This is a genomic window from Chitinophaga sp. CCNWYY40, from assembly GCF_037483205.1.
GTDB classification, from domain to species: domain Bacteria; phylum Bacteroidota; class Bacteroidia; order Chitinophagales; family Chitinophagaceae; genus Chitinophaga; species Chitinophaga ginsengisegetis.
In genome coordinates, this window is sequence record NZ_JBBHLF010000003.1 from 206,611 (window position 1) to 220,526 (window position 13,916).

The 13,916-nt window shown below is 45.2% G+C and carries 11 protein-coding genes; 3 read left to right on the forward strand and 8 right to left on the reverse strand.

The window, feature by feature from the left end:
• Window positions 1-3 precede the first annotated feature (3 nt).
• The 3 genes from V7S65_RS11485 to V7S65_RS11495 are packed head-to-tail and all read left to right on the forward strand — an operon-like array spanning window position 4 to window position 3,256.
• On the forward strand, window positions 4-1,041 hold the full coding sequence (locus V7S65_RS11485; protein ID WP_079473199.1) for a dihydrodipicolinate synthase family protein: 1,038 nt from the start codon (window positions 4-6) through the stop codon (window positions 1,039-1,041).
• Window positions 1,041-2,228: a M20 metallopeptidase family protein gene (locus V7S65_RS11490; RefSeq protein WP_336387053.1), complete on the forward strand. Its 1,188-nt coding sequence runs from the start codon at window positions 1,041-1,043 to the stop codon at window positions 2,226-2,228. The genes V7S65_RS11485 and V7S65_RS11490 overlap by 1 nt, the downstream gene beginning before the upstream one ends.
• An 11-nt stretch (window positions 2,229-2,239) precedes the next feature.
• Window positions 2,240-3,256: a Gfo/Idh/MocA family protein gene (locus V7S65_RS11495; RefSeq protein WP_079473197.1), complete on the forward strand. Its 1,017-nt coding sequence runs from the start codon at window positions 2,240-2,242 to the stop codon at window positions 3,254-3,256.
• Window positions 3,257-3,269: 13 nt separating this feature from the next.
• Here V7S65_RS11495 and V7S65_RS11500 read toward each other — a convergent pair whose 3' ends face one another.
• The 8 genes from V7S65_RS11500 to V7S65_RS11535 are packed head-to-tail and all read right to left on the reverse strand — an operon-like array spanning window position 3,270 to window position 13,910.
• Entirely contained in the window at window positions 3,270-3,932 is a 663-nt protein-coding gene (locus V7S65_RS11500; RefSeq protein ID WP_079473196.1) for a GntR family transcriptional regulator, read from the reverse strand.
• A 51-nt stretch (window positions 3,933-3,983) separates the two neighbouring features.
• A complete protein-coding gene (locus tag V7S65_RS11505; protein ID WP_336387052.1) occupies window positions 3,984-4,385 on the reverse strand; it encodes a hypothetical protein in 402 nt (133 codons plus the stop codon).
• A complete protein-coding gene (locus tag V7S65_RS11510; protein ID WP_336387051.1) occupies window positions 4,360-5,742 on the reverse strand; it encodes an enolase C-terminal domain-like protein in 1,383 nt (460 codons plus the stop codon). The genes V7S65_RS11505 and V7S65_RS11510 overlap by 26 nt, the downstream gene beginning before the upstream one ends.
• A 7-nt stretch (window positions 5,743-5,749) precedes the next feature.
• Window positions 5,750-7,111: a hypothetical protein gene (locus V7S65_RS11515; protein ID WP_336387050.1), complete on the reverse strand. Its 1,362-nt coding sequence runs from the start codon at window positions 7,109-7,111 to the stop codon at window positions 5,750-5,752.
• Window positions 7,112-7,135: 24 nt separating this feature from the next.
• The gene (locus V7S65_RS11520; protein ID WP_079473192.1) at window positions 7,136-7,513 is read right to left on the reverse strand and encodes a high-potential iron-sulfur protein; all 378 of its coding nucleotides are present in this window, start codon (window positions 7,511-7,513) and stop codon (window positions 7,136-7,138) included.
• 16 nt (window positions 7,514-7,529) lie between these two features.
• Entirely contained in the window at window positions 7,530-9,662 is a 2,133-nt protein-coding gene (locus V7S65_RS11525; protein WP_336387049.1) for a PVC-type heme-binding CxxCH protein, read from the reverse strand.
• Window positions 9,663-9,712: 50 nt separating this feature from the next.
• Window positions 9,713-11,842 carry a glycoside hydrolase family 20 zincin-like fold domain-containing protein gene (locus V7S65_RS11530; RefSeq protein WP_336387048.1) on the reverse strand — a complete coding sequence of 710 codons (2,130 nt, stop codon included), beginning with the start codon at window positions 11,840-11,842 and terminating at the stop codon, window positions 9,713-9,715.
• A complete protein-coding gene (locus tag V7S65_RS11535) occupies window positions 11,832-13,910 on the reverse strand; it encodes a family 20 glycosylhydrolase (protein WP_336387047.1) in 2,079 nt (692 codons plus the stop codon). The genes V7S65_RS11530 and V7S65_RS11535 overlap by 11 nt, the downstream gene beginning before the upstream one ends.
• Window positions 13,911-13,916 lie beyond the last annotated feature (6 nt).

The window sequence follows — 13,916 nt, forward strand, 5'->3', positions numbered from 1 at the left end:
GATATGGCTGCAAAAATATTGAGCCCGGCAGTTAAAACGTTGCTGCACCAGGGTACTTTCATACCTGCACATCCACTTGCGCTTACCAGCGAATTAAGGATAGATGAAAAAAGGCAAAGAGCGCTGACCAGATATTACCTCGAAAGCGGATCGGGAGGTATTGCTATTGGTGTGCATACTACGCAATTTGAGATCAGGGACCCGAAATTCAACCTGCTGGAACGGGTACTGGAGTTAACAGCTGATGAGATACAGCGTTCAGCAGGCGGAAAAACACTTGTCAAAGTTGCCGGTATTTGCGGCTCTACCAGCCAGGCAGTTAAAGAGGCTGAACTGGCAGTTAAATATGGCTATGACATCGGTTTATTAAGTCTTGGCGGGCTAAACGACTGGACGGACGAAGCCCTGATAAAACATGTCAGGACAATTGCAGATATCCTGCCTGTATTTGGCTTTTATCTGCAACCTGCTGTGGGAGGCCGGATCCTTAGTTACGAATTCTGGAAAGCCTTCGCCGGAATTCCAAATGTGGAGGCGATAAAAGTTGCTGCATTCAACCGTTACCAAACGCTGGATGTGGTAAGAGCAGTGTGCGACTCCACCCGGATGCAAGAAGTTGCCCTGTATACAGGCAATGACGACAACCTGGTGGCAGACCTCCTTACCCCTTTCAGATTTGTAGTGAATGGGGCAACGGTTGAAAAAAGATTTGTTGGCGGTTTGCTGGGTCATTGGTCTGTTTGGACAAAACCGGCGGTTGAGCTGTTTAATAAAATAAAGCACTCCATCGCCAACAATAATGAAGGGATAGCAGACTTACTGGCTACAGGCGTCATGATCACCGATATGAATGCGGCCATCTTTGATCCTTCGAACCAGTTTCACGGATGTATTTCCGGGATACATGAAGTGCTCCGCCGCGAGCAACTTCTTGAAGGCATCTGGTGTCTCAATCCACATGAAAGTCTTTCTCCGGGACAGTCTTCCGAAATAGACCGTGTATTGCAGGCTTATCCATCATTAACCAAGCACTCCCGCTGATGCTCATAGACAAAATTAAAACACTATGCCACCAATTTTCCGGTGAAATCATTGCAGACAGACACTATCTGCACCGGCATCCGGAACTTTCATTTCACGAACAGGGAACAGCTGACTATATTAAAAAGCGGTTAACCCAAATGAATATTCCCTGGCAGGCATCTGCCGGCAACGGCGTTATCGGCACCATAACCGGAAACAAACCATCTTCAATAGCAGTTGCATTACGGGCAGATATTGATGCACTTCCCATTAATGAAGAAAATAATGTACCGTATAAATCTGAGAATGAAGGTATCATGCATGCCTGCGGACACGATGTACACACCGCATCATTGCTGGGCGTAGCGCGCATTGCACAGGCCCTGAAAGATGATTTTGGAGGACAGATCAAACTTATTTTCCAGCCGGCAGAAGAAAAATATCCCGGAGGCGCCAAAGCCATGGTGGAAGAAGGATTATTAAATCACCCGGGACTGGTCGCTGTTATCGGTCAGCATACTATGCCAGAACTGGAAGCAGGAAAGGTGGGATTGAAACCCGGAAGATATATGGCCTCAAATGACGAGCTGTATATTACCATCAAAGGCCGGGGTGGACACGGCGCGCAACCGCATTTAAATATAGATCCGGTGGTAATCGCCGGTCATGTAATTATTGCCCTGCAGCAAATTGTAAGCAGAATGGCCAACCCAGCGATGCCAACTGTTCTTTCAATAGGGAAGCTGACCGCCGCCGGATCTACTAATATTATCCCGGAAGAAGTATACCTGGAAGGTACGCTCAGAACACTTGATGAAACATGGAGAAAAGAAGTACACGCCCATATCAATAAAATAGTCAAAGGCATTTCAGAAAGCATGGGCGCCACTTCTGATGTGAAAATACAGGGATTTCCGGGAGTAGAAAATAATGAGGACCTAACAGCCCAGGTATTTCAATATGCCATTGAATACCTGGGAAAGGAAAATGTTTCTACCTTGAATATCTGGATGGCCGGGGAAGATTTCGGAGAATTTTCCCGGCTGGCCGATAGTTGCTACTATAGATTAGGCGTAGGAAACACCGCCCGGGGAATAAACTCTTCCCTTCATACACCCACTTTTGACGTTGACGAGCAAAACGTATTCAATATGAGCAGCGGCCTTATGGCTTACATTGCTCTGAGACGGCTTGCGAATAAATAAATAACTACAGGATGAAAAACAAATCGAATATTAACCGTCGTAATTTCCTGCAAACAGCAGCAACGCTGGGCATAGGCATAAGTTTATATCCCCGTTCAGCCTATGCAGCGTTCCCGGTACCACAGAAAGGGAAAAGAGTTGGTATCATTGGCCTGGATACTTCTCATTCCATTGAATTTGTAAAAACATTAAATGCAACGGAAGCTAACGATACTTATGGGGGGTACAGGGTAACAGCCGCCTACCCTTATGGAAGCCGCGAAATAAAAAGCAGCTACAGCAGAATCTCCGGATATACAGAACAGGTAAAAGCGTATGGCGTCACCATATCATCCTCCATCGCTGAACTTTTAAAGGTAACTGACGTAATAATGCTGGAAACAAATGATGGCAGATTACGATTGGAACAGGCAAAAATGATATTTGAAGCAGGCAAACCTGTATTCATTGATAAGCCGGTAGCTGCATCTTACCGGGATGTGGTCCGTATTTATGAATTAGCGGAACGCCACAAAGTGCCGGTTTTCTCTTCGTCTACTTTACGTTATGTTGAAAATATGGAAAAGCTGCAGAATGGCTCCCTGATTGGCAAAATACTCGGTGCAGAAACCTTTAGTCCCTGTGAAATTGAACCATCCCATACTGATTTGTACTGGTATGGCGTGCATGGAGTGGAAATGCTGTTTGCGGTAATGGGACTGGGGTGCAGCACAGTACAAAGAACCCATACTGCATCTACGGATATTGTTACAGGTGTATGGGAAGACGGAAGGGTAGGTATTTTCCGCGGAACCAGAAGCGGTGTTTATGCCTATGGAGGAATGGCCTTTGGCGAAAAAGGAAATGTGCCTATCACAGGATATCATGGCTACGAGCCATTGCTTCAAAAGATAATAGATTTCTACAGGACAGGCATATCTCCGGTTAATTCAAAAGAAACAATAGAATTGTATGCCTTTATGGAAGCTGCGGACGTAAGTAAAAGGCAACACGGGAGAGAGATATCACTGGCGGAACTGAAGTTCTGACCGGCAGCGTACATTACCCTGCAACGGTGTTGTTTTCCGGAACCATTCCAAGCATGGCTTTCTCTCCACGGTCCAGATGCATAATCAGCGTTTCCCTTGCCGTCTCATAGTCCTTCTTTTTTAAAGCCTTCACAATTTTTCTATGCTCTACATCCGTCAATTCATAGTCATTCATTTCAGACTGCGTACTGCCAAGTTTGAAATGAAACAAGGGAATATTGCTACTTTTATAAATATGTAAAAGGCGGGCATTTTTTGACCCCTCAATGATAGCCTCGTGGAATTTCACATCCGCTTCGCAGGCACCACTCAAATATCCGCCACTGACCATCAGTGAGAAATCTTCACAGATTCTTTCCAACTTTGCTATTACTTCTTTGTCATACCTTTCCGATAACAATTTTAATGCACCCAGTTCCAATACTTCCCGCAACTCCTTTATTTCCACAACGTCTTCTGCCGTAATGGATTTCACAAAACATCCACCTTTTTCACCAAATTCAACCAGGCTTTCACCTGACAACCTGATCAGAGCTTCCCTAACAGCTACACGGCTTACATTCAATTTCTGCGCCCACCAACTTTCCACAAGTCTGGATCCCCTGGTTAACTGATTAGACAGGATCATTTTCCTGAATTCAGCATATGCCATATTTGCTAACGAACCTTCTTTCATAAAAATAGTAATTTGTATACAAAAATATCCTAAAAATGCCTATTAAACAAATCAACCATCGTTCCCCGGATAATTTGTATTGAACATCAATTCGGCCCAGTTATTAATATTGTTCCAGTCGCTTCCGTTAAAAAGCAGGGTAACAGACCAATAGCAGACATTATCATTCTCCTTGATAACTCCTTTCATTGTATATGTTTGTCTGCCGGTAATTTTGAAATGATATATGCTTTCCAAACCAATGGTAACACCCAGGTGTTTTTTCACAAAACTGCAGGCCACTATCCTGGCCTTGTGTTCCTCCTGTTCTTTTGCAGATGTAACTGCTTTTGCAGTTACATCTGGCTTTCCGGCACTGCTGCAGGGCATACAGGCACCATAAAAAATAACCGGCAGGAACACTAACAGGAATACATACCCGCTTACTTTACGTTTTTCTAAACATTTCAACATAATGATCCGAAGGCCGGAATATTCCTCCGGCGGTTTGATAAAAACTATCATCGAGTTCAAACACTCCCTGTTTTGCATTAACCCATGATGCATCTCTTGCCGGAAGATATTGCTTCATGGTTTCCCAGCCCATGTAGTTCTCCTTTCCATTAGTCTCCATCATGCCAATTCCCAATTCCGGAAAAGGAAGCAGTCTTGCCGCCAGGTTCTTATGCCAGTCTACCAGTATAGGGTTTACCGTTAAGTCCGAGCAGAAACAGGGTATATGATGCGCATGCGCCACCTTCACGATCCTGAAGGTAAGACTTAACGTTTTGGCCACTGCCTTCAATACAATTGCTTTATATCCCTGCCGGATACGTTTCAGTGTATTTTCTTCATTGTTCGCACTTTCATCAGCTGCAATGCGCACACCGAGGTCGCCTACATATTCATCGTTTGTTTCCGGAAAAGGCTCTTCAATCAGTAATAAGTGATCCATCAGGCCGTTCCCTTTAATCTGTTCTATTAACTGTTGCAGGGTCGATTTCTTTTCGTATCTGCCATTGCAATCCAGCGTATACAGAATTCTGTTATGTTTTGTATGAGGTGTACTTTTCAACCGGAGGGCATCATGAATGGCTTTGATACGGGCGGCATCTTTTTCCACCATTTCCTGTTGCGTTCCCGGCTGCCCTGTTTTTATCTTAATGATAAAGTATCCCCCGTCTGCAGCCTTCACGATATCCTGTACAGGCATCTTATAAGATACCTGGAACATTACGCCTATTTTGCTATTACGTGTGCTTAGTGCCGGTCTGTATATTTCCGGGATCATCTGTTCATAATCCTTAAAACCATTCTCAGCAGCATAAACCAACCAGGCTGCGTTATCAAGGCTCACTAATGCGTTCAGAACAAAGTTTGGATTGATATCCTTCTTACCGGTTAATGATACTGCTTCATTTGTTACAGCCGGAAGCAGTCTTTCAAATAAGTCGACCGGTGTCCTGAAAGGGATATCTTTTGCCAGATGTAAGGCTTTTTCCGTCAATGCAAACATCAATGAGTTGGCAGCCGCTTCAGAATAGGCCGCAAACAGATCAGCATCTCCATACAATACGCTCTGTGTGGCTAACCCAATTCCGCTGACCCGGTCCGTTTTCAGTTGCACAGCGGTTTGCCAAAGCTCCGTTAGGTAGCCTCCTTTAAACCCGAATGGTATCCTTAATTTTTCTCTTTCAAAATTTGAAGCGGTTGCCGTTAACCGGATAAGGTCTGCAACGGAGGGGGCGCTTTTTCCCATACCTAGTGTTTTATAAACGCGGCTTCCAATGGTGAGGATAGCCGAATTTGCCAGAAATTTTCTCCGGTCCATATGCTCATCATTTTAGCACGGTACGAATGGCATTTAACAGCACAGATTCCACATCAGGAGAAACACCGGAAACAATATCGCTGGTTTCATATCCGCCTTTCTGAAAATAAGATGCCTTTGTTCCTATATAACCCGGCCCATATTCTTCGTATGCAGCAGTGCAAACAACATCCTGAGGCCGCATTTTTTGTGCTGCCAGCTGGTACTCCACAAATGCCTCACCCGGAATATTCAGCAACCAGATATTGCCCAATTTCAGTGAGGAAATATTAACCTTGTGCCCTTCGGTGCTACGCTGATACCAGGCCAGTTTTTCTGCCGCCCTGAATTTTTCATGAATATTGAGACTGTCGTTGGTCATTCGGTGGCGAAGATCTGCTTCAATGATGTTTGCGCCAAGTGGCAGTGCCACTTCTACGTTACTCCAGGCAACGGAAGCATTCCGGAGCGGATACTTTTTGGTATTCAGCCATGCTTTCTTCATACCCTCCTCTACATGACGGGCAAGGACAATACGCTGCGGGGCAGACCCATCATTATATTTTCCTGCAGCAATATTGCCGCTTGCGCCGTTAAAATGAATAGAGGGTATTCCCAGCTGCTTTTCTATGGCATTCCTCGCGATACCTACAAACTCACAGGTTACATCACCTGTACCATAATAACTTTGTGGATGTGTTGTGTAATAAGTTAACAGCGCAATTGCTTTATTCCCATTCCAGAAACTGATGCATTTCAGCCAGGGATCTATCAATCCTTCCGGTGCTGCACGCATGGCACTATCCTTTGTGCTGCTCCAGCGCGTGGTAATGTTGCCATCCGCATCCATTATCCTGCGATTGGAAGCTACACTATCCACTTTAGCCTGCCCCCATCCAACAGCTGTTACAACCTGTGCATTACTGATTGCCTTCTTTACAGCTGCAGCTGTTCTCTGGATCACGTCTGTAGTGAAAGTATTGTCAATGCTTCTTCCTCCCAGGCCATATTCCTCCATAATTCTTTCAATCGTAAAATCACAACGGGGGGCATCATGTTGATGCAGGGTATGTATAGAAACCCTGTCTATAGTTGTTCCGGCTGCGGCGGCCACCTGCCGGCGCCATCGATCCTGCCCCTCATTGGAAATGCCAATCCAGTCCACCACACACAGTACCACGGGCTTGTCTGCCGACAACACTACAATACCCCGCGCACTTAAGGAATCAGTAATGGAACGTGTAACCGCATAAGCAACCGGGCTGCCTATCGGCGGGGAAGCATTTACCTCAAAAACACCCACGCGGATTTTCTGGGAAAATGCCGTTACCGAAAAGCAAATTAATAGTAACAGGCATTTGCTGAATCTGAAAAAAATATGATGACTCACGGTTGATGCTTTATGTTTGAAAAATCAGATGCCTTTGGGCGCCCAGTAGGTGCAATATCCTTTAGGTGAAACCGGACCTTTGAATAAAGGGCAGGTATTACATGACTTCTCTCCCTGCGCCGGTACAAACAGCTTACAATTTCCACAACGTTTTTCTTTCATGGGCGTTTGATCCACATATCCCAATGCCTTCCGGGCTTTCAGGTCTTCGGCAGACAGTGCCGATGCATCACAGGGATCCTTTGCAGGAGCATCATTCTTTTCTTCTTTTGCTTTCCTGTCCCCCGTCGCATTTTCTTTCTGACTATTTCCGCAACCCAATAACAGTAAGCCTCCTGCTAAAAAGCTGGCTGAAAAAAGTATCCCGTTTTTGATGAACTGTCTTCTCTCGATTTCATTCATGATAGTTCTTTTTAGATTAGTTAGAAGAAGTTACCGGTTGTAATAGTTTTGCTACCGTACTTTTTATGCCCGGATCAGTTATGTTCGCTTCGTATTTTTTCAAGGCTTTCAACGCGTCTGCGGATAATGTTTTTTCCTCAGCGGTAAGACCTTCCAACAATCCTGTAGTAACCGCATCCGCCCATCCCGGATTTTTTACAATAACCGGGTCCTGTAAGAAGCTTGCCAGTGCAGCAATTTCTGCACCGTTGTTCCTCGCTCCATTGATATAGCCAAATGACTTTAAAAACTGTAGTTTGTATTTGCCAGGTGTTTCAAAATAATTCCCGCTATTTTTCAATGCCTGCAAAAACTTCAAAGATGTGCAGGGTTCGGCGCTCAACACAGCAATATTCAGTATTGAATCTGCGCTGTGTTTGGTCAGTGTCAGGCTTAATGCCTGTATTGCTTTATCAGCCGGCGCATTCCCTGCGCTCAGGGCTGCCTGAAATACAACATATGCCACACTATCATTTGTCAGTTTCAACAGTTCGGGCAGTAGTTCCGGAAACCTTTCAGACAAGATGGCGCCATGCTCTCTCACACCGGCGTCCACATCATTCATGGCACCCCTTACATCAGCTGCTGTGAGTGCCTGAAGGCCCTCCAGCGTATATAATGCCCGTAAACGATACCTGGCATCTGTATTGGAAACCAAAATAGCTCTGACAGCCGGCACTATGGATTGATCCTGGCGGTCAATTAACAGGCGTTGTGCCTGGGTACGCCACCAGGCAGCGGGATGTGTCAGCAGTTTCACCAGTTCCCCACTACTCAAGGCGTTCATCTGTGGTTTAACTACTTTCTTTCCCCCTTTTGGATAAATCAGGTGGATCCTGCCTTTGTCATTACCTGCATGGAAATCCATATCGGCTTTCAGGTCGTCAGGTATAGAAACTGGTGTTTCAATATGTTGACGGTACATATCAATCACATACAGGTTACCATCCGGGCCGGAATAAAACGAAGTGGGACGAAACCAGGAATCTTTGGATGCCAGAAATTCTTTCTTTTTTTCAAGTGGTCCGCGGCTGGCGGTATATAACGATTGATTTGGTGTACGTGTTAAAACATCTCTGTGCACAAGATTTCCGGAAACTTCTCCCGTAAAAATGGAACCATAATACTCTTTAGGGAAATTGTCTCCACCATAAAATGTGGCGCCCGAGGCACCTGTAAAATGTCCTGAAATCCACTCCACCTGGTCTAATTTCAGCGAATCATACTGGCGCTGGCGTCTTTCGCTCCGTTCTTTCCTCCAGTAAGGGGGTGGCGTTAACTGGAACATTTCAATCTCATGGTCAGATGGATTGTAGTCGCCGCTATAGGATGGCATATAGGCGTGCCTGTGAAGATATCTCCAGGCAATTGGATTCGTTTGTATATGCAGTGTATTCTGTGTATAAAAACGATGATTCCAGTCATTGATGGCCAGGCCATACTGCCCCGTTCCGGACTCCGCTTCAAACTGCTCTTTATCAAGTCTGAACCTGAAATCGTGACCACCCATTGATACCGGCGCCAGGTCAGGCCTTTTCAAAAATTTCACCTGTCCTGCCTGACCATGATTATTGGCGTAGATCCAGTTGTCGATCCCATATGTGAGACTGGTGATCTGTGCTTCTGAGTTTCCGGTAAAGAAGCCGGTGAATATGGTATCAATAACATCCGCTCTATGATCGCCGGTGGTATCCTTCATAAATAGAATGTTCGGGGCAGCCGTAACAAGGATACCCTTTTTGTAGGGAAGTACAGATGTGGCATCGGGAATCCGCTGTGCAAATACGTAAGCAGAATCGAACTTACCATCGCCGTCAACATCCAGCAGCATTTTTATATTTCCTTTTCCGGCTGCTGCATCAGCTACGAAAGGATAATCCTCCATTTCTACCACGTATGTATTACCATCCTCATCAATTGCCATGGAAACAGGCATAACCACCTGTGGTTCAGCGGCAACATTCTCAATCTCAAACCCATCTTCCAAAACAAAACTTTTCAGTTCATTTTCCACGGTTTTCGCCTCTGCATATCGCTTCTGTTTACATCCGGTAAAAAGTATACCGGCGGAGAAAATAATAAGCAATGCACCTGACTTTAAATTATCCATTTTTAGTATAACTTTTATGTGTACGGGAATTAGTTTGCTATGATGATGCGCTACTGCATGGATTTAAGCCATGCTTCAAGTTTTACATTCATTTTCAATTCAAAAAGGTACATCCAGTCTGAGCTTGTCTGCGTGGCATTTGCCAGCATTGTGTCGTAATTATCATCCATCAGGTACCCCGGTGGCCTTTCTAAAAACCTTGTTTCCGAAAACACCTGCTCATATTCTTTTCTCAAGTCTGCAAATCCGTCCGCTGCAGACCTGATCTTTAATACCGCACGCCGTCGGCCGTCTGGTGTAGTTTCTCCTGCATAGTCATCGAGCAGATCCAGTATTTTTGCATTATAGATCTGTAATTCATTTATCCTTTCAAAAAGGCGCAAGGCATAGTGATTACGTTTTGCCAATTTTATATTGTCTTTAATAATGCCGCGGGTTGTTTCATACCGTTTAATTTCTTTACGGGCAAGGTTAACCCGGTTCCTGTAAACGGTCCGCCATACATCTGCGGGAAGTTCTGAACCGGGAAGTTCTATGAGGTCAATTTTTTCCGGTACCGTGATCCTGGTGCTGTTTTTCACAAATGCGGTGTCCTGGAAATTCATTAAAAATTCCAGTGAATCCTGAAATTCAAATCTCTCATTACTTAAAGCCGGTCCATAGAAACGATGGCGGAATGCGGCATGTGCTTCATCCGGCCCGATATCAGTATATTTCCAGCTCAACCAGGCATAATCATATATCCCACGCCAGAATGTTTCGAAGTGAGGGGATGAATCATCCCAGGCAGTTGCCAGCATGCCCTCTAATCCGTGCGTAACAGCTACCCAGCTAAAATCTTTTATGGGGTTAAAAAGTGACTGGTTACGCGGCATCATGGGATGCATTTCCTGTACTGCGCTGGCGCCCATTACTTTCAGCTGGTGGGATTTAAGCCAGTTTACGGCGTTCTGATTACCCTGCAACCGCGGGTATGTATAGTGCCAACGCATGTATATGCAGTCTTTAGGAAAGAGATGCAGATATTGTTCAATTTTCGGTGCATTCTTCTCCCATAATAAATTGACGGAATCAGCTGGTGTATGGGTATCGTGCATAGACATATAAAGTCCTGAAAGGGAAAAGATCATATCATCCCAGAAAACAGGGATCCTGTTATGCTCCCGTGCATAGGCGCAAACTTTGTTCAGCCAGTACATTTGTAACTGGAAGGTAGTCATGCCCGACTTCCTGCTGGCTGCCGACTGCCCCAGATTATACACTTCATCTCCGCCTACATGCAGGTATTTACCATTGGGAGTTGCGGCAATTGCCTCATCGTATAACCTGAATTGCAAAGCATAAGTACCGGAATCCAGCGGATCAAACACCCAGTCTTTCCGCGGATCATCTCTCAAATCCACATATTCATCATGTTTCAGGATGAAAGCCACATGTCCTAAACCCTGTACCAACGGGCTGATCTCAATGTGTCTTTCATTGGCATATCTGCTGAGCGCCGCAAATTCATCTATTGAAATGGAATTCTCCGCTCCGATAACCGGCGCTGAACGATACCTTAACTTATCCTCAAATTCCAGGATAACTGCATTCACTTTAACGGCCGCCAGGCGGTCCATCATCCGGTAATAATAGTCAAGGTTATCCAGGTGGTACTTCAGGTCAAGGTGTACAGCCCTGTACGGTATGTCCGGAAAATCAGTTATAGTACATGCAGGAATCAGCAGTGACTGATCCCTGGCATCTTCCAGCAATTGCTGCAACGTCTGGCAACCATAAAAAATACCGGCCTCGCTTTTTGCTGTTATCACAACCTGCCTGGCAGTAACTTCCAGTTTATATCCTTCCCGGGAAGCCGGTAATGACGGATCGTTCTTTAACCGTAAAGTGAGCACTCCTTCCCCTGGCCTCTCCGCATCTGGTAGCGTTGACAAGGGCGCCTGCAATACAGGCCGGCGCGCGATGCCTTCCAGAAATATACTTCCCAGCGCATTGCAGGCTAGCCCTGCCCCTTTGGCGAGGACTATTTTTTGCGGCAACGGAACCAACCTGAAATGTTTAAGGAGATTTGCCTCATCGCCACCCGGAGGTCTTCCTGGCAGCGATGAAAATGCCGGCACAGGCACTATCAGCAAAATCTCAAAAAAAACAAACAGAAGTTTAGCTATGTTATTTTTCATTCAACCACTTTAACAATTTATCATTGAAGGCAAGTTCAAAAACATGCATCCAGTCGCTGTTATTTGTTCCATTCCCCAACATGGGATCATTGTTCTGATCTAGTATATATCCGGGAGGATTTGAGAGGAACCGTTGTTCTGAAAACACATCTTCATATTGCTTTCTCAATGCCGGGAAGGAATTAACCAGGCTGCCGATTTCCTTCTTTACCCTGTCCTTGTCCTTCGCCTGATCATAGTTTTGCAACAGCAATAATAGTCTGGATGGATAGATCTGTAACTCATTCATCACTGTTAATAACTCCAACGAATACCTGTTCCTGCGTACTCTTTTTTTATTCTCAGCTATCACAGTCCTGATATTTGAATATCGTTTTAATTCCAGCTGCGCACGTTCCACTTTATCTGCATATTTTTTGCTCCAGATGCCTGTACTGTCACTATGCGGCAGAGAAATAAGATCCATTTTATACGGATAATGTCGCCGGTGTCCCTGATTGATCAATGCCACGTCCCAGAAATCCAGTGCCAGTTCCAGAGAGTCCTGGAATTCAAATTGTGGAGCGGCCAGTTCGGGTGCATAAAACCGATGACGGAATATTTTATGAGCAGCAGCGGCATCCATATCCTGGTAGTTCCACGACAAACCTGCATAATCGTAGAAGCCGCGCCAGAAAGTTTCCATATGCGGAGAGGAGTCATCCCAGGCAGTTAATAACATGCCGGGCAATTTTTTCTCTACGGCAATCTCACAGAAATCTTTTGTTGGCTGATAAATAGAATTTTGTCTTGGCAACATAGCAGACATGTCCTGCGCGGCTGGTGCGCCCCACACCTGCATACCATTGGCCATAAACCAGTCAATGGCTTTAGTGTTTCCCTGTATTTTCGGGAAGTTATAATTCCATCGCATGTAAATACAATTCTTAGGGAATAGGCCTACATTCTCATCCAGCAGATGTTGTTTCTCTGCCCATTCCTTTTCCACCCAGGCAGAATCAAGCATTTTGTCGTTACGCATGGTTCCGTACAAATCGGAGAGTGAAAATACCATGTCGTCCCAGAAAATAGGCGTACGGCCATGCTCGGTTACGTATTTACAAACTTTATTTAACCAGTACATCTGCAATTCAAAGGGCTTCATGCCGGAACGTTTGCATAACTCCGAAGCGCCCAGGTTATACACCTCATCTCCTCCTATATGCAAATATTTGCTACCGGGTGTTGCCTCCATGGCATCATCATACATTTTGAAATGCAGGTCATAAGTTTCCGGGTTGAGGGGGTCAATTACCCAGTCTATCTTCCTGTCATCGCGCAAATGTGTATAAATATCGTGCTTAAGAATAAAGGACACATGCCCCAGGCCCTGCACCAACGGGCTGATTTCAATGTACCGTTCCTTTGCGTAACGGGATAATGCCGCAAATTCGTCTATTGACACCGCATTTCCCGATCCCACCTTATCTGCTTTTCTATACCTGAGCTTATCTTCAAATTCAATGATCACCGCATTTACTTTTATGCCCGCCAGCCGGTCCATCATTCTGTAGTAATATTCCATTTTTTCAAGATGGTACTTCAGATCCAGGTGCACGGCTCTGTACGGGATATCCGGAAAATCTGTAATCCTGCACGCGGGTATGTCTATACGCTGATCCGTTGCATCTTCCAGCATCTGCAACAAGGTTTGACATCCGTAAAATACCCCTGCATCGTCTTTACCGGAAATAGTTACTTCGCCGTTCTGTATCTGAAGAATATAGGATTCATTGGAAGCCGGCAGCTCTTTGTTGTTTGAGATTTCCAATGTGAGTATCCCTTTCCCCGGATGATCTGCCAGCGGCAGGTTGTCTAAGGGATAAACCAATGCGGGTCGTTTCAAATCACCTTTCAGAAAAATCCCCTTCAGTTCATTGCTTTTCAAGCCTGTACCATTATTCCATTCCACTTTCTGTGGCGCCGGCAACAGGCGGAACTTACCGGCATTCCCGTTATCGCCGGCCTGTGCGCCATAGCAAAAAATAACAGGCATGCATATAACCAGGATGGTGAAAATTCTTTTCATTATATG

What these genes read in the sequence shown, in the direction of transcription:
- V7S65_RS11485 (WP_079473199.1), top strand. Translation starts at nt 4, where the DNA reads ATGGCTGCAAAAATATTGAGCCCGGCAGTTAAAACGTTGCTGCACCAG.
- V7S65_RS11500 (WP_079473196.1), bottom strand. Translation starts at nt 3,932, where the DNA reads ATGAAAGAAGGTTCGTTAGCAAATATGGCATATGCTGAATTCAGGAAA.
- V7S65_RS11490 (WP_336387053.1), top strand. Translation starts at nt 1,041, where the DNA reads ATGCTCATAGACAAAATTAAAACACTATGCCACCAATTTTCCGGTGAA.
- V7S65_RS11530 (WP_336387048.1), bottom strand. Translation starts at nt 11,842, where the DNA reads ATGAAAAATAACATAGCTAAACTTCTGTTTGTTTTTTTTGAGATTTTG.
- V7S65_RS11505 (WP_336387052.1), bottom strand. Translation starts at nt 4,385, where the DNA reads ATGTTGAAATGTTTAGAAAAACGTAAAGTAAGCGGGTATGTATTCCTG.
- V7S65_RS11535 (WP_336387047.1), bottom strand. Translation starts at nt 13,910, where the DNA reads ATGAAAAGAATTTTCACCATCCTGGTTATATGCATGCCTGTTATTTTT.
- V7S65_RS11495 (WP_079473197.1), top strand. Translation starts at nt 2,240, where the DNA reads ATGAAAAACAAATCGAATATTAACCGTCGTAATTTCCTGCAAACAGCA.
- V7S65_RS11510 (WP_336387051.1), bottom strand. Translation starts at nt 5,742, where the DNA reads ATGGACCGGAGAAAATTTCTGGCAAATTCGGCTATCCTCACCATTGGA.
- V7S65_RS11520 (WP_079473192.1), bottom strand. Translation starts at nt 7,513, where the DNA reads ATGAATGAAATCGAGAGAAGACAGTTCATCAAAAACGGGATACTTTTT.
- V7S65_RS11525 (WP_336387049.1), bottom strand. Translation starts at nt 9,662, where the DNA reads ATGGATAATTTAAAGTCAGGTGCATTGCTTATTATTTTCTCCGCCGGT.